Annotated in this window: 18 protein-coding genes; 4 read left to right on the forward strand and 14 right to left on the reverse strand. The window is 40.5% G+C overall.

Going from position 1 to position 16,444, the window contains the following annotated elements:
• Positions 1-59 precede the first annotated feature (59 nt).
• Positions 60-1,802: a methyl-accepting chemotaxis protein gene (locus tag EDD68_RS01705; RefSeq protein WP_165902021.1), complete on the reverse strand. Its 1,743-nt coding sequence runs from the start codon at positions 1,800-1,802 to the stop codon at positions 60-62.
• Positions 1,803-1,873: 71 nt separating this feature from the next.
• Entirely contained in the window at positions 1,874-2,539 is a 666-nt protein-coding gene (locus EDD68_RS01710; RefSeq protein WP_243646721.1) for an NfeD family protein, read from the reverse strand.
• 67 nt (positions 2,540-2,606) lie between these two features.
• Here EDD68_RS01710 and EDD68_RS01715 point away from each other — a divergent pair, with 67 nt between their 5' ends.
• Both EDD68_RS01715 and ispG read left to right on the forward strand, forming a co-directional pair.
• Positions 2,607-2,957, forward strand: coding sequence for a LysM peptidoglycan-binding domain-containing protein (locus tag EDD68_RS01715; protein WP_165902022.1), 351 nt, complete (start codon positions 2,607-2,609; stop codon positions 2,955-2,957).
• Between the two features lie 137 nt (positions 2,958-3,094).
• A complete protein-coding gene (ispG, locus tag EDD68_RS01720; protein ID WP_132370472.1) occupies positions 3,095-4,192 on the forward strand; it encodes a flavodoxin-dependent (E)-4-hydroxy-3-methylbut-2-enyl-diphosphate synthase in 1,098 nt (365 codons plus the stop codon).
• A 169-nt stretch (positions 4,193-4,361) separates the two neighbouring features.
• On the opposite strand, the gene EDD68_RS01725 is transcribed toward ispG, so the two are convergent.
• A complete protein-coding gene (locus EDD68_RS01725) occupies positions 4,362-4,796 on the reverse strand; it encodes a DUF4190 domain-containing protein (protein ID WP_132370474.1) in 435 nt (144 codons plus the stop codon).
• Positions 4,797-5,088: 292 nt separating this feature from the next.
• Entirely contained in the window at positions 5,089-5,796 is a 708-nt protein-coding gene (locus EDD68_RS01730) for a lytic transglycosylase domain-containing protein (protein ID WP_132370476.1), read from the reverse strand.
• 220 nt (positions 5,797-6,016) lie between these two features.
• Here EDD68_RS01730 and EDD68_RS01735 point away from each other — a divergent pair, with 220 nt between their 5' ends.
• Positions 6,017-6,301, forward strand: coding sequence for a DUF2624 family protein (locus EDD68_RS01735; protein WP_165902023.1), 285 nt, complete (start codon positions 6,017-6,019; stop codon positions 6,299-6,301).
• A 55-nt stretch (positions 6,302-6,356) separates the two neighbouring features.
• Here the strand turns inward: EDD68_RS01735 and EDD68_RS01740 are convergent, their stop codons facing one another.
• A complete protein-coding gene (locus EDD68_RS01740) occupies positions 6,357-7,250 on the reverse strand; it encodes a deoxyribonuclease IV (protein ID WP_132370480.1) in 894 nt (297 codons plus the stop codon).
• A gap of 26 nt (positions 7,251-7,276) precedes the next feature.
• Positions 7,277-8,596 carry a DEAD/DEAH box helicase gene (locus EDD68_RS01745; RefSeq protein ID WP_132370482.1) on the reverse strand — a complete coding sequence of 440 codons (1,320 nt, stop codon included), beginning with the start codon at positions 8,594-8,596 and terminating at the stop codon, positions 7,277-7,279.
• Positions 8,597-8,758: 162 nt separating this feature from the next.
• Here EDD68_RS01745 and EDD68_RS01750 point away from each other — a divergent pair, with 162 nt between their 5' ends.
• Positions 8,759-9,712, forward strand: coding sequence for a 4-hydroxy-3-methylbut-2-enyl diphosphate reductase (locus EDD68_RS01750; protein ID WP_132370484.1), 954 nt, complete (start codon positions 8,759-8,761; stop codon positions 9,710-9,712).
• A 108-nt stretch (positions 9,713-9,820) separates the two neighbouring features.
• On the opposite strand, the gene EDD68_RS01755 is transcribed toward EDD68_RS01750, so the two are convergent.
• The 8 genes from EDD68_RS01755 to EDD68_RS01790 form a co-directional block, all read right to left on the reverse strand.
• Positions 9,821-10,438, reverse strand: coding sequence for an MFS transporter (locus EDD68_RS01755; RefSeq protein WP_132370486.1), 618 nt, complete (start codon positions 10,436-10,438; stop codon positions 9,821-9,823).
• A gap of 144 nt (positions 10,439-10,582) precedes the next feature.
• Positions 10,583-11,161 (reverse strand): DUF2087 domain-containing protein, encoded by a 579-nt coding sequence (locus tag EDD68_RS01760; protein ID WP_132370665.1) that lies wholly within the window; start codon positions 11,159-11,161, stop codon positions 10,583-10,585.
• Between the two features lie 154 nt (positions 11,162-11,315).
• Positions 11,316-12,113 carry an ABC transporter permease subunit gene (locus tag EDD68_RS01765; protein WP_132370488.1) on the reverse strand — a complete coding sequence of 266 codons (798 nt, stop codon included), beginning with the start codon at positions 12,111-12,113 and terminating at the stop codon, positions 11,316-11,318.
• A 12-nt stretch (positions 12,114-12,125) separates the two neighbouring features.
• A complete protein-coding gene (locus EDD68_RS01770) occupies positions 12,126-12,923 on the reverse strand; it encodes an ABC transporter permease subunit (RefSeq protein WP_132370490.1) in 798 nt (265 codons plus the stop codon).
• Positions 12,910-13,812: an ABC transporter ATP-binding protein gene (locus EDD68_RS01775; protein ID WP_132370492.1), complete on the reverse strand. Its 903-nt coding sequence runs from the start codon at positions 13,810-13,812 to the stop codon at positions 12,910-12,912. The genes EDD68_RS01770 and EDD68_RS01775 overlap by 14 nt, the downstream gene beginning before the upstream one ends.
• 43 nt (positions 13,813-13,855) lie before the next feature.
• The gene (locus EDD68_RS01780) at positions 13,856-14,467 is read right to left on the reverse strand and encodes a TetR/AcrR family transcriptional regulator (RefSeq protein WP_165902024.1); all 612 of its coding nucleotides are present in this window, start codon (positions 14,465-14,467) and stop codon (positions 13,856-13,858) included.
• 152 nt (positions 14,468-14,619) lie between these two features.
• Complete coding sequence (locus EDD68_RS01785) at positions 14,620-15,741, reverse strand: Nif3-like dinuclear metal center hexameric protein (protein WP_132370496.1); 1,122 nt, start codon at positions 15,739-15,741, stop codon at positions 14,620-14,622.
• The gene (locus EDD68_RS01790) at positions 15,734-16,438 is read right to left on the reverse strand and encodes a tRNA (adenine(22)-N(1))-methyltransferase (protein WP_165902025.1); all 705 of its coding nucleotides are present in this window, start codon (positions 16,436-16,438) and stop codon (positions 15,734-15,736) included. Before EDD68_RS01790 ends, EDD68_RS01785 begins: the two co-directional genes overlap by 8 nt.
• Between the last annotated feature and the right edge of the window lie 6 nt (positions 16,439-16,444).

A 16,444-nucleotide genomic window follows, 5' to 3' on the forward strand; every position in this document is an offset into this window, starting at 1 on the left:
CTGATGGTATCCTTCTTTGTAAAAACGCCCGGATTTCTCCGGGCGTTTTTACACCCATATCATCGATCACCAGTATATGTTTTTGAAATTAAGGATTCCAGAGATTGTGCAAGAGCTGTGAGCTCTATACGTATTTCTTCCGTTTCCTGCAATTTTTCGTTCTGTTCATGGACACTTTCAACCAATTGATTGACTGATTGAGCCGTAGCCTCAGTTACCTGACTGAAAATCTGAAAAGCTTCTTTTAATTCCGGAACAACCGCTTCAGACCGTTTCATTTCTTTTTCGGATTTTTCAGCATAAATATTCAGATCCTTTATATATTGTTTTAATTCATCAAAAATCTCCCTGGAATGGTGTACGGTCTTAAACTGTTTATGTAAGTCCCTGGAAAATTTCTCGAATTGATCAGAAAAATAATTGCCGATCTGAATCGTATCATTTAATTTGTTATGAATATCATCGGCCGCTTTATGGGATCTGTCTGCAAGTTTCCGGATTTGCTCAGCAACTACAGAGAATCCCTTTCCGTTTTCTCCCGCACGTGCAGCTTCTATGGAAGCATTTAAAGCAAGGAGTTTGGTCTGCTCTGAAATATCTTGAATCAGTTTTCGTGACTCACTGATATGATATGTCTGTTCCATGAACTTCCCCATCTTCTCTCCCATTTCTTCCATTCCCCCGTAAAATTGTTCAAGGGCAGACAAAATCAATGCAATCTCCTGGTTTCCTTTTTCCGCTGATTCATACATTCGAAGTTGACGCTGCTTGATATCATAAAATACATCATTCAGCAAGTATATTAACCTGGATATCGATTCCACCATATCTCCATACTGGTTAAGGGTTCCCTTTGACTCGGCAGCATGATCCATGACACGTAACAAATCTTGTTTCATTTTTACCTGTTTTTCATTTAGTTCTTCTGAGGAGAAGGATAATTGATTGCTGGTGCCGGTCAATCGACGGATGGCCCCTTCGATATTTTGAAACAACATCTGGATTTGAGAGATTAAATTGTGAAAGCTATTGTTCAGGGAACGAATTTCCGGAATATGGCTATGGATTGGGTTAACCTCAGAAAAATTCCCTTTCCGCGCCTTTCTCATTTCGGATTGAAGATCTGTCAGCGGCTTTGTCAGTTTTGATACAATTAACGATATACTAACAACGATGATCATTAAGCTGGTTGCCCCGACCATGATGGAAAAGAGAGCCAATTCCCTTGCTGTCTGAATGTAATCCCCTTGAGGAATGGCTATAACATAATATCCCTGAAGTTCTGCAATGTATCCTGAAGAAAACAGCCAGGGCTGTCCGTTATACTGATGAATAAAGGACCTGGTTTCTTCTGCTAAAATTTCTTCTTTTAACCCCGGATCTACACTCACCGAATCAAATTGATGGTCTGTAAAAATCTCTACTTCGTCTTCTCTAACAATAAAGATTTTGGGAGACAGTTCATCCAGAAGCAATGCGTTTTTTTGCTGCTCAATCCCTTTGTAAAACTCCTTTTGAAACAGTTGATCATCACCAATATAGGCAAATTTCATTTTCTGTGCCAGATCCTGCATCACTCCGATTTCACGATTCAACCGATTTTCCACTAAAGTCAGCTGAGTGTCTTTCGCTTTGTCATATGAAATAATTCCTACCCCTGCAATGGCACAGACCAATAAGAACACCGTGATGGATAACAGCCTCCATTTCATGGATAAAGAAGGCCATAACTTAAATGGAGATAAGCGAAAAAAGTGTCTCAATGGATGAAAATCTTTCTCTTGTCCAATGTTTATTTTCAATAAAAAACCCTCCATTCCGCCATATAGTCCATTTCAGTATGACAACCCAATGTGTATGGAGGGTAAAGAAATTATGAATTTGGTGTTAAATTATCGATGACTTCTTCGACTACAATTTTTGTACCATCTACATAGGTGACGGTTATCTCACTGCCTTTCTCAATCCATTTACCGTTGGCAACGGCAGAGTAATCCTGATCATCAACCCGAACGGTACCTGATGGTCTCAGGTCTGTCAGAGCCACTCCGTTTTTATTGATCAGGCTTTGATACTGTTTATTCATGGAATTGTACCCGCTCTCGGAAGTTAAACGATCAAGGAGTGTTACTTTATCCCACATTTTTCTTTTTGGAAATACTTTTAGAAAGAGGAAACTGGACAGCATTCCTAGAATGATACCAGTAACTGCATACAAGCCATTGACCCAGTTCGGTGCGCTTAGTCCAATGGCCAGAATCATCAGTCCCACACCGATGAATGATAAAGTTCCATCGTTTAAGATCTTCCCATCAATGACAATGAGTGATAAGGCCACAAGAAAAAGCGTAATCATTAAAAAAAATGATGTATTTGAAAGATGAGCAGAAAAATAAAGTGCGATAAAACCCATTCCAAGCAGGCCGGCAAGTCCCCTCATTTTTACCAGTAATTCACCTATTAAAAACAGCATCCCCAAAAAAGTAAGTATAAAAGCTGCTGTGATGGACTCTAAAAACATACTGTCACCCCAATTCATCAGAATGTAATGTCTAATACATATACGCTTTTCAGGAGATATTCGTTTCATTGGAGAGGTGGTCCTGTTGCATTTCCTAAAAAAGGTGTTCGTTGTTTTCTTAGCTTTACTCTTTGTCAGAAGTTTACTATACGATTGGTCAACGGGTGTGCTGGAGTTCGATGTGACGCCAACCAATACTGAAGAGGATCAAAAAGAAAAAAATAATCATGGCGACAAAGCGTCTTTTCAGGCTGTCCCTTATCAGGTTCAGTCCGGTGATACCGTTTTATCCATTTTAGAACAATTAAATCCCCATTTAAATATGTATTCCATGGAAAAAGTCATCGAAGATTTTCAGTCGCTCAATCCGGGGATTGATCCTCATTCCATTTTAAATGGTAACACCTATTTATTCCCCGTTTATGACGAGCAGTAATACGATTATTTTTTCCCATGGAGCTGGACCTTAAAAAATGATATAGTATAAAGTGGAGCATTTTAAGATGACAGAACCCATTATTACTCAGTAATGGGAAGCAAATAAAGTTTCACGGAATAAAAGGAGCGTTGTGTATGTCTTCCATTACCCACCGTAAAGATACGAGACAGGTTCGAGTAGGGGATGTAACCATTGGCGGAAAAAATGAAGTTGTGATTCAGTCCATGACCACGACCAAAACACATGATGTAGAAGCCACCGTCAATGAGATCAAACGCCTGGAGGAAGCTGGCTGTCAAATTGTACGTGTAGCATGTCCCGATGAACGGGCGGCTGATGCGATACCTGAAATTAAAAAAAGAATTAACATCCCTCTCGTTGTAGATATTCATTTCGATTACAAACTGGCATTAAAAGCCATTGAAGGGGGGGCTGATAAGATTCGAATCAACCCCGGAAATATCGGAAGAAGGGAAAAAGTCGAAGCCGTTGTAAAAGCTGCAAAAGAAAAAGGTATTCCCATACGAATTGGGGTTAATGCCGGTTCTTTAGAAAAACGGATTTTAAATAAGTACGGCTACCCGACAGCGGATGGGATGGTTGAAAGCGCACAATACCATATCAACATTTTAGAAGAGCTGGATTTCCATGATATTGTAGTATCTCTGAAAGCTTCTGATGTTCGTCTGGCTATTGAAGCTTATGAAAAAGCAGCAAAAGCTTTTGATTACCCTCTTCACCTCGGCATCACCGAATCCGGAACACTTTTTGCCGGAACGGTTAAAAGTGCTGCCGGGCTTGGAGCCATTTTAAGCAAAGGAATCGGAAATACGATTCGGATTTCTCTCAGTGCCGACCCTGTTGAAGAAGTAAAAGTAGCCCGAGAACTGTTAAAATCGTTCGGCCTTGCTTCAAATGCGGCTACTCTGATTTCCTGCCCTACTTGCGGCCGAATCGAGATTGATTTAATTTCTATAGCCAATGAGGTCGAGGAATACATCTCCAAAATAAAAGCCCCTATTAAAGTAGCCGTTCTCGGCTGTGCCGTGAACGGTCCCGGTGAAGCAAGGGAGGCAGATATTGGCATTGCCGGTGCACGTGGAGAAGGGTTATTGTTCCGTCATGGTGAAATCATTCGAAAAGTTCCAGAAGAGACCATGGTGGAAGAATTGAAAAAAGAAGTGGATAAACTAGCCGAAGAATATGCTCAAAAACAAAAAGAAGAGGTATAAAATGAAAGCAACAGGAAACAGGCTGGGACGAACGAAAAAGAGATGAGGAGGCTGTTTTCACCTTAATACCTTCAGAAACCTTATTTTAACCAAACAATGGGGATGTCTGCAGGCAATTAAATCGCCTGACAAGACATCCCCGAAATGTGAGAACTGCCAATCGACATTGCTAAAACATAAAATCCAATAACCGAAGAACGACAGCAATCCCTCCGGCTGCAACCGCAATATTACCAAGCATTTCTGCACCTCTTCTTCTCGCGGTTAAACCGACAAGAATACCCGCTACCCCTAAGATAATCGGCATGATAAAAAAGGCGAAAAAGGATAAGAAAATAGCGGTCCAGCCCCAACCGGCGCCGCCCTCTTCTTCTGTTCGCATATTGGTTTCCTTTTCTTCAGTAGCCCGTTCTGCCCGGCCTACTTCTCGGTTGTAAAGCGCCGCTTCCTCAGCAAATTCTTCATCTCTTTTCCTGTTATCTGGCTCGTATTCATCGCCAATACCTTCCGTACCTAAATACTGGTTGCCGACGGTTATACGGTTATTTAAATTCCTTTCGTCCAGGTTATCCAGCTCTTCTCTGTCACGATTATAATCTGTCATCAAAGTCCCTCACTTTCTGAAGAGGTGTATGTATAGTTTGTGAAGGAGCTTGATTTATATTACATGGAATATTTTTGTTGTTCTATATCGAAAAAGCTGACTGCTGATCCAGTAAGACAAGCAAAAGCACCTTTCTAGCTGCCCTAAAAAAGCCGAACCAGTTCAAGGAGCACTGCAGCCAGCTCAATGCAAAGTGTTCCACAACTAGAATGTTATTCTTTTCGAATAAAAAACAGGAAGTTCAATGGTATGGTAATGAACTTCCTGCTTCAAACATCACAGCCTTGCGTATTTATCTGGCAAAGGCATAAGATCCGTGTGAACTGGCATTTCGCTGAATCGTCACAGCATACCAGCTCTTCGCATGTCCATGCTTTTGGATATAAGTTTCTAGTCCACCCATTCCGCGATGATACGCAGTTAGAGCTTCATTCCAGTTTCCATATTCCTGATGAAGATAATCGAGATAAACGAATGTGAGCTGCATGGAATAATAAGGATCAAACAGCAGTTCATCCTCATATGGCAGCCCTGCCATATCAGCGACCCACGGAGCGGTATTTTTCATAAATTGTCCCAGTCCGTAAGCCCTGCCATATTTTGTCGGCGGGCCGGCGAGTTCTGGATTAAATGTTCCTCCCGTTTCCACCCTCAAAAGTTCGTATACTAGAAACGGATCAATGTCAAAGCGCTTTGCTTCCATGATTAAGTATATCGCCCACGTCTCTTTAAATTTTCCTCCGCTTTCGTCAACCATTCTCTGAGCCATTTTTTCCATTTCAGGAAAGGATTCATACCAGTCGGAAGTTTTAAAGTCTGTGGGCAAAGACTTTACGTAATTATATTGTGATTCAATGAACTGTTTTTCTGCTTTTAATGCCTGATTTTCTTTTATTAAATCATCTGTCTTTTTAGCATAGACATGGTAAACCAGCAAAAAACAGGCCGTAATGTATGATATAACAATAAATAACTGGATGTAAGGCCTCCACCTATCCATTTCACCATCACCTCTCAATCCATCAAAAATCCCATTTTTTGTCTTTCTGAAATGGGTCATTTGACTCAAGGGTATATGTTAATGGATGTAACAAAATAATGCAACCAATATTCACTAGAAATACCACATGTTTTTATTTTCTGATTATTCTGGTCCTTTTCACATCCCCCATTTCAACGATCATATATTACTAAAAATAAACAAATGGGGAAGATGCAAAATGAAAAAAAGCATTATCAAACAGATGGTTCAGCAAAAATTGCAAAATCTTTCGGTTCGAGAGCTTCTGTACTATGCAGAGGCTTATGATTTTCATATTACGAAGAAACAGGCAGAAGATATTATTTCTTTTTTAAAAAGTACCAGGCTTGATCCTTTTAACGAAAGGGACCGCCTAAAAATGCTTAGAAAAATTGCTTCCGTAACAGACAAAAAAACAGCTCAAAAAGTTTATCGGCTGTTTAAATCCCTTGCAAAACAATATGGGGTGGAATACCTCTTATGACGATGAAAAACCCGGCTGAAGTCCAACTGGTCTTGTCGCCGGGTTTTGCCTGTAGTTATTGTACCATAATGTCATCCTTCATCTGTTCATTAAACTGCTGATCCCTCAACATATGGATTTCATGCCGGTAAGGGGGTTTCTTGTTCTTTTTGTCGGTACCCACATAGGGGGTTTCTAAAATTTTTGGCAGATGCATTAATTCAGGATGATGAACTACATAGCTGAGAGCCTCAAATCCAATTTTCCCAAATCCAATATTTTCATGTCTGTCCTTTTGAGCCCCCCGTTCATTTTTGCTGTCGTTAATATGAAGTACTTTCAGACGATCCAATCCAATGATCTCATCAAACTCTTTCAATACTCCATCAAAATCATTTACCACATCATATCCTGCATCATGGATATGGCACGTATCCATACATACGGATAATTTATCATTATGGGTGACGCCATCAATAATTTTGGCCAGCTCATCAAAAGTCCTTCCGCATTCAGAACCTTTACCGGCCATCGTCTCAAGGGCGATTTGCACATCCTGATTCTTATCCAGAACTTCGTTTAATCCTTCAATAATTTTTTTAATCCCTGCCTCTGCTCCTGCTCCGACATGGGCGCCAGGATGTAGGACAATCTGTTTTGCACCGAGAGCATCCGTACGCTCCACCTCAGATCTTAAAAAATTAACGCCCAGTTTAAAGGTTTCGGGCTTCTTCGTATTGGCAATATTGATGATATATGGTGCATGAACCACAATTTCTTCAATACCATGGTCTTTCATATGTTCCTGACCCGCTTCGATATTGAGTTCTTCAATCGGCTTTCTTCGGGTATTTTGAGGTGCACCTGTATAGATCATAAATGTATTGGCACCATAGGATACCGCTTCTTCACTGGAACCCAGCAGCATTTTCTTTCCGCCCATGGATACATGGGAACCGATTTTTAGCATACTTCATTCTCCTCTCCTGAAAAACGTTATTTTTTCCTTCGATTTTTATTGTGTTTTAATTTCTTTTTGATGTTTTCAGCCTGACGCTTCATTTTCTTTTTATATCCTGGTTTCACCTTTTTTGGTTTTTTCACCATATTCCAGGCCTTTTCATCCAGTTCATTTTCCTTCTTTTGACGGGTATTTCGCTGGTTCCATGCCTTTGCTTGCACCCATTCCCCGTCTTTTATGTCTATGTTCGTAAAGGTTATCCCTGATTTTTCTAATTTTTGTATAACTGGAATGTCTTCGTCGGTATAAAAGCTGATCGTTGTCCCTTCCAGACCGGCCCTTGCAGTTCTTCCCGCGCGATGAATATAGAATTCCGGATCTTTAGGCATCTCTGCGTTGATCACATGACTTACGCCTGGTATATCTATTCCCCTTGCCGCTAAATCCGTAGCAACAATATACTGATACCTTAAATTTTTCAATTCTTTTAATATTCTTTTTCGTTCCCTCGGAGACAGGCCGCCGTGAATAACCCCCGTTTCCAATCCTTGTTCCATTAATTGTTCCGCCAGCTCATCTGCGTGATCTTTTTTATTGACAAAAATGAGAGCGAGATAGGGATTGATTAATCCGCTAATTTCCTCGATCAGATCCGAAACCCTTCGGTGACGCAATGGTATAAGCCGATGTTCCAGCTTTTCCGGAGCAGGACCTTGATCATCGATGGAAATATAGGAGGGATTTTCCATATACTTTTTTAAAAATGGCTTTAATTTTTCTGGTATGGTTGCAGAAAAAACCATCAGCTGAATGTCAGGTTTCATTCGCAAAAGAATCTGATCCACTTCCTGAATTAAATCCAGATCAATCATCAGATCCGCTTCATCCATCACCAGAGCCCTTGCTGTAAATACATCCATGGCTTCATCTTTGACAAGATCCAGAATTCGTCCTGGTGTACCTACGATCATTTGAGGCGGACGCTTTAATTTTTCCGCTATCTTTTGTTTGTCCGTACCGCCTATTACGAGCTTCGCGCGCCATTCATTCTCTTTGTCGGCAAGCTGAATCATTTTGCGGACTTCATCATAGATCTGTACAGCAAGCTCCCTTGTAGGGGTCGTAATGACATACTGAATCTCTTCCTTTGATGATTCTAGATCATTAAAGATAGGAATTAAATAGGAATGGGTTTTACCAGAACCAGTATGGGATTGTCCAATTAAGCTTTCCCCCCTTAGCGCAGCAGGGATGACCCTTTGCTGAATAGGAGTCGGCTCCTTGAATTTCAGTTTATGAATAATGTCTAATATGTCTGGCTTGAGGGCATAAGACTGAAAACGATTTTTGCTCATAGTTCATGTCTCCTTTACACAACGTGCATTTTCATTATAGTAAAGTCTGGAACAGAACGCCACTTTATGAAATCTTTTGTCTAATATCCCTTTACCCTTTATAATATAATAAGCCATAAATTTAAAGTGCACTGGGCAATTTGTTTAGAGGAGGACCTGTTAATGGAAGTAATTAAAATTGCACCACGCGGGTATTGCTATGGTGTCGTGGATGCCATGGTTATAGCTAAGAATGCCGCAAAGGATCCAAACCTGCCACGCCCTATTTATATTTTAGGTATGATCGTTCATAATAGTCATGTTACAGAAGCATTTAAAGATGAAGGAATTATTACACTGGATGGAAAAAGCAGACTGGAACTGCTTGAAGACATAAATGAAGGTACGGTAATCTTCACTGCACACGGGGTATCCCCGGAGGTAAAAGAGCGCGCCCGGGATAAGGGGTTGACCGTACTGGATGCTACGTGCCCGGATGTAACCAAAACCCACGATTTGATCCGGGAAAAAGCAAAAGAAGGTTATGAAATCATTTATATCGGCAAAAAGGGACATCCTGAACCAGAAGGTGCTATTGGAGTGGCACCGCATCAAGTTCATCTTGTCCAGACAGAAGAGGACGTTGAAAACTTAACAATAGATCAAAATCATGACAAAATTCTTGTCACCAATCAAACGACGATGAGTCAGTGGGATGTTTATGATGTCATGCAGAAGGTGAAGGAAATATATCCACAGACTGAAATGGTCAAGGAAATTTGCATGGCTACCCAGGTTCGTCAGGAAGCGGTGGCTGAACAGGCTAAAGAAGCAGATTTGACCCTTGTGGTCGGTGATCCCCGGAGTAACAATTCCAACCGGCTGGCCCAGGTTTCTGAAGAGATTGCCGGTACAAAAGCTTATCGTATTGCGGATGTGACCGAAATTAAACTGGAATGGCTTGAAGGGGTTAACAAAGTAGCCGTTACAGCAGGTGCTTCCACTCCTACTCCTATTACTAAAGAAGTGATTCGTTTTATTGAACAGTACGACCCTGAAAATCCAGACACATGGGAACGAGTATCTGCTGTGGAACGGAAAAAAATCCTTCCAAAGGTAAAAGCAAAGAAAAGCTGATAACACCCAGGAATTTTGAACATTTCTCTATTATTGTATTGGGCTGTCCCAATAGACTATTTTAGTCTAATGGACAGCCCTGATTTTTTCATATAGCCGTTTTTTACTTTAATGAGACTTTTGGGACAGCCGATTGATGTTGTGATGAACCACGAGGAAAATGATTGCAAAGTCAATCAAAAGGGAGCCGGCCAAAAATGATACACCATTTATTGCGAAAACCGCCTTTGTTCCAATCAGGTACGAAAACACCCCGCCCGATATGGAACCAAACACTAATACAAATCCGAGCAGGCTTTGTTCCAAAATGTTTACCTTTGTTATATGGTTATCATCATGAAGAATTTCAAAGATAAACGATTTTCTGGCAGGTTCATAAATGGCCTCCCCAACCGCCAGAAAAAACAGTACGACATAAATCAGCCAGATGTCATCCGGGCCATGAACCAGTAAAAGGGATAATGCCAGGGGGATCCGAATCAAATCTGTAATGATCAACATGGCTTTTCTGGAAATCCGATCCGATAAGGCTCCCCCGGCATATGAGAACAGCAAGTAGGGAATAATTCTTATGGAAAGAGCACCACCCACAGCAAGGCCAGATCCGGTTAGTTCCAGAAGCATCGTTAAAACCGCTACCTGGCTAAACCGATCCCCAATACCATTTACAAGTCCAGAAAAAAATAGCCAGCGATAATTTCGTTCTTTTGCCAATAGGCCAACCATTTCCAAACACCTATTTTCATAAATTTAAAATTAGATATATATCTAAATAGATACGCAAAAAAATACCGGCCATCTGAAGGGGTATAAAAAGGTTAGGCACCTGTTATCAACCTTCTTATACACTCTTCATCATATCCGTTATCGTTAAAAAACGAGGGGCCACATTTCTTTCGGGTTCAATTCATACATATTATTCTGGCGGTATATAAAGTGATGCATCACCCATTCCCTCCGAATGGTAGCGAAGTCTTCGTGAAATTGTTGAATATATTCATTTATTTCTTTCTCCTGATACTTCTTCCCGTGTTCAAGACCACGGATGTAGTAAGCCAGAATAATGATTTTCTTCTTTTGCTGGGCAGGAATTTGCTTGAGCTTCCCATCGACCGTTGTGAAATTTTTAATGATGGCCAGTTTCTCTTCATCCTTTACCTGTATTTGATTTGACATTTGATCACCTCCCAGCTCCAAAATGCCATGGGCTAACAAAGCTAATGATTTTTCATTTAAATGGAAATAAATAGTATTCTTATTTCTCCGCTCCACGATGATTCCCGCATCTTTTAATTTTTTGGCATGGTGTGTTACCGTTGGAGGCTTTAAATGAAGCTTACTGGCTAAAGCCTGGCCATGAAGGGGGCCATCCTTAAGCAATGCCACCATTCTTATGCGGTTTGGATCACTTAATGCTTTAAGAAATGAAACCAGGCGACTTAATTGAATCAAGCCGATCACTCCTCTATTTAGATATATATCTAATTTGATCATAAGCAAATTAGATTCAGATGTCAAATCAGATTCCAGTGTCAAACAAAAATTCGAATTAAGTTTAAAATAAAAACAGACCTGATTTACAGGTCTGTTTTGGCTAGATTCATTATATATTTAAATCCCTGGTTTTATAAAAGTGGTAGGTGGCCCAGGTTAACACAAGCATAATGCCAATGCTTAATATGACATAAATGGCTTCAATTCCGTTTCCGCTGATCACCCTATCTGCTTCCACATATTGAAAAGGAGTGATATATTTTAGCGGCTGAAGCGCCTCAGCCATATCCGTCATAATGGAAATAAAGAAGGCTGTTAATAAAACCGACGCGGATATAGCAGGAGCTTTTTTCGGATTGTTTTTCATAGCTGCTATACCGCTTCCAATGGATAAAAATAATAGCTGCAGCATCCAGAGCCCCAGGGACAAGATCCAGATCTCCCATAACCCATCTGCGGTATCGGCAAAATAGTAAACGGCAGCCAGTGATGACGTAAAGCTAACGATGTTCAGAATCGTCGACTGTATGACCGCAGCAGCCATTTTACTGGATATAATAAACGATCTGGTAACTGGTTTCGTCAATAAAAATTCAGCCGTTTGATCTCGTTCCTCTTTAGACAATATGGTGGCACCAAGCATGGCGGCATGAACCGTAAGCATAATGACTAAATACGTGTAGAGAACACTGTAAAATCCAAGGGGGGTTGAAACATCGAGCGACTGTATCCCCATGATGGCTTTCATCACTGCAGGCATATTTTCCATCAGCTCATTCAAAGACTGTCCTGCCCCTTCCATTCCTACATATTTAGACATCCCGGCAAACACCATGACCAGGACTCCTATAGTCCAGATCATTAAAGACTTACGATGGGTTTTTAATTCCTGCCATATTATGTTCATTTGTCCCCCTCCTTAAATCGTATGAATGTCTTTTTTTGCATACATGACATAACTCCCAGTGACCATCATGATAATAAGAATGATGGTTAACATCATGAGTTCAGGATCATAGGCTTTATGCTGTAATACATACATGGAATCGAAATAATAGAATGGAGTAAAATAACCCATTTTATCATCACCGATGCTTTTGGCAAACATATTGATTACAAAAAACCCAAACACTGTCCCCAGGGAAACGGGCAGCACTGACTTCAATCGGGAAACCATAACAGCCGTGATCAGGCCTATAGCCAGAAAAATCAGTTGAATAAACAGCAGTGACAATGAAATCAGAAAAAATACTCCCTGTTGAAAACCCTCACTCTCCACGATTGCTGCCATCAGGTAAGCTGCTGATACATATCCAATATTAGTTATGATAATGGCTGTTAAGGCAGCGAGGAGTTTTGATGTCATAATGGCCTTACGTGTCACAGGTTTTGTCAGCAGGAAATCAGCTGTTTTTTCCCTTATTTCTCTGGAAATAATTCCTGTTCCAAGAATCATGGCCTGAATTGCCCCTGCCAGGGAAATATAAACAAAAATATAAGAATAGAACCCGAGAATCGATGTAAAGGCATTAATATCAAAATTCAGAGCCTCCAATATGGCCTGCGGAAACCCTTCCAGCATTCTTCTTAAACTCTCTGCTTCCTTCGAAAAGGTAGGATACATGGAAAAGAAAAAAATAGTAATGGCCATAATGGAAAATGTCCAGATCATGGTGGGTTTCAAGATATCCCTGAGTTCATGTCTATACATGTTCATGTCCCTGTTCCTCCTTTTCATAGTAATGCATAAATATCTCTTCTAAATCAGGCTCTTCAATCCACAAATTCGCAATGTCCAGTTCAGCGATTCTTGACATAATTGGATTCAAATCCCCTTTGAACAGAAAACGAATCGAGTGACCATCTGTTTCGAGATCTTTAATCCCTTCAAAGTTAAAGCGAGACTGTTCAATCGGTGTTTTTGTTTCAATATGAAATTTTTTATAATTATTTTCCCTTAGTGTACTGATCTTTTCAACTTTCACGATTTTTCCATCTTTAATAATGGCTACCCGATCACATAACCGCTGAACCTCGCTTAGAATATGAGACGAAAACAAAATGGTTACACCCTTTTCATTCTCTTCCTTTAGAAGATCGAAAAAGGTCTGCTGCATTAAAGGATCCAGTCCGCTTGTCGGTTCATCAAGAATAATTAATTTCGGACTATGGAGGAGCCCCTGCACTATCCCTACCTTCTTCTTATTTCCAAAGGATAGATCATCGATTTTTTTATTTAGGTCCAGATCCAGGCGGTCCGCTAATTCTTTGATTCTCGTGCTGCAGTCTTTGTTATAAAATGATGCGGAATAATTCAAAAGATCCTTCACTTTCATATTGTCATAATAGAATACTTCTGATGGAAGATACCCTACATCCTTTTTAATCTCCCGGGCATCTTTTATAATATCCTTGCCAAAGATGGCTGCACTCCCGCCAGTTGGATAGATTAATGACAGCAACGTTCGAATCGTAGTGGATTTTCCTGCACCGTTCGGTCCAATAAAGCCAAAAATTTCTCCCTCTTTGACAGAAAACGTGACATCCTCTATTCCCCTTGCTTTCCCGTAAAATTTAGTTAACCCATTGATTTCAATCACATTCATCCTGTTCCCTCCAATACGTTTTTGATATTTTTTAGGAAATGATTCATTTGTAAAAAAGCTGACGCAGAAACTGAATATACTCCTTCATTTTCAGTGTTACCTGATCAATATCATAATTCCTGATTCCTTCACGTTTCAGCCTTTCCTGTTCCTCTTCCCCAAACCCCTGAAATGTCCAATAAATGACTTTCAAGGCCTTTTCGATATTCAGTCCTTCTTTAAACCTGGTGAAATCAATTCCGGAAAAAACTTTTTGATAAGCCTGTTCAATTATTTCTCTGTTCTTGAGCTCATCCTGAATAGCCTCATCCTCCATCGCTTTCATCAAAAAATCGAAAAGATCTGGATGCTGTTTAAATAGGTTCAGTTTTTCAATCGTAATTTGCAAAAAACGCTGAAAAATATCCTCTTCCAGGTTTCGTTCATCTCCAAAAACCTTTTCGGAGATCATTTCTACCGCATAATCAAACAAGAAAATATATAAGGTTTTTTTGTTTTTAAAATAATGAAAAAGAAGGCCCTTGGAAATCTCTGCTTCCTTGACGATTTCATTTGTAGAAGCCCTGTGAAAGCCTTTCATGCCAAATTCCCTCAATGCAGCGTTGATGATTTTGTCCTTTTTTTCTTTTTCAAGACTGAAAAATTTATCATTCAATGTTTTTCTTTCCTCCATTTTAGGGATGTTATTTTCATTGACCAGTTTAGTCAATTATAATCCTGTTGACCAATTTGGTCAACATGTAAAATTCGTGTTCCATAAAAAAATCCATGCTGCTTTAGGTTATCCAGCATGGATTCATCCATCCTCTACAGAAACTGAAACGGATCTGTATTTATTTCTGATACCATCACTTCCGTGTCATACCCATTCTTTGACAACTGCCGGGAAAGGTAGGTTTGCACTCCATTTTTCATCACTTTTTCAATATGATGTCCCGGGTCAATGACACTGAGTCCCATCCCCAGAGCATCGTGTGCTGTATGATAATAGAGATCTCCAGTAATGAGAACGTCTACTCCCTTTCTACGGGCCTGAGAAATAAATTTATTTCCGTCTCCGCCGATTACTCCAATAGTTTGAACCTGCCTGGTTAAATCCCCTGTAACCCTTAAGCCCGAAACCTTAAACGCTTGTTTAGCATGTTCGGCAAACTCCTTAAGGGATATCGGCTGTTCCAAACGGCCAATCCTTCCTAATCCATAGGTTTTTCCTTCATTTTTTAAAGGGTAAAGATCATAGGCCACTTCTTCATAAGGGTGGGATTCCTCCATAGCTTTTAACACTCTGGACAAAATACTTACCGGAACAATGGTTTCCATTCTTACTTCATCAACTTTTTCAAGTTCTCCCTGCTTACCGATAAACGGGTTTGTTCCTTCGAGGGGCTTAAAGGTGCCCTGTCCCTCTGTTTGAAAGGTACAATGACTGTAATGGCCAATATGACCTGCTCCGGCATTGCCCAGAGCTTCCCTTACTTCTTCCTGATGGGTTTCAGGAACAAATACCACTACCTTTACCAGCTCTTCCGAACCCATTTCAATTAAAACTTCCCGATCTTCAATACCTAGCTGGTCCATCAGAAGATCATTGACGCCGCCTTCTGCAATATCCAGATTGGTATGGGCAGCATAGACTGTAATATTATGTTTGATCAGCTTCTCAACAATTCTGCCCTTTTCATCGTCTGGTGTAATTTTCTTTAGTGGTTTAAAAATCAGCGGGTGATGGGCGATAATTAAATCGATTTCTTTTTCAATTGCTTCATCTACAACGTTTTCGAGCACATCAAGGGTAATCATAACCTTATGTACAGGCTTATTCAGTGTCCCCACATGTAAACCGATTTTATCCCCTTCCATAGCAAGGTGCTTCGGAACCCATGACTCAAAAAGACGAATAACGTCCTGGCCTGTGGCCGGCTTATTCATGGTTTAATACCTCCTTTATCCATTCTGCTTGTGTACGAAAGGTGCTGATTTTTTCGTAATCAGGCTGCGCTGCCTGTTCCATTTGCTCCAAAATAGCTAATTTTTTGTGTAGAATGGATCTCCATTTGGCTCTGAAAACTTCTCCCTTTTTCTTGAGCAAAATCGGCCCAAAGTACAGCTCACGGTCTGTCAGACTGTCTGGTGTTATCCGATCATTTTTTTCAGCAGCTAGAATTTCATAAAAATATCCATCCTCATTGATAATCATCTCATCTTTTAAAGAATATTGATGATGGATCAGCCACTCCCTGATCACGGATGCATCCAGGTTTGGCTGCAGAATTAAATGTTTTGTTTCAGTCAATTGCTTTTGGCCTTGATCAAGAATGCTGGTAATAAGCTTCCCGCCCATTCCAGCGATGACGACGGTATCGGCTTCTCCGGGAGAAAGGATGGAAAGACCATCTCCCTGGCGGACATCAATACGGTCTGTCAGGTTTAAATCTTTTACCTGCTGTAGGGCAGCCGCGTAAGGGCCATCGTTCAATTCGCCCGCTATTGCAGTTGCCTTAGGATCTTTCAGGCAGACATAACAGGGCAAATACGCATGATCCGTGCCGATATCCGCAAATCGTGACCCTTCAGGAATAGAATCGGCCATTTGCTTCAGCCGCTGTGAAAGATTCAACTGATCCAACGTTTT

It is taken from the genome of Melghiribacillus thermohalophilus, assembly GCF_004342905.1.
Taxonomy (GTDB): domain Bacteria; phylum Bacillota; class Bacilli; order Bacillales; family Alkalibacillaceae; genus Melghiribacillus; species Melghiribacillus thermohalophilus.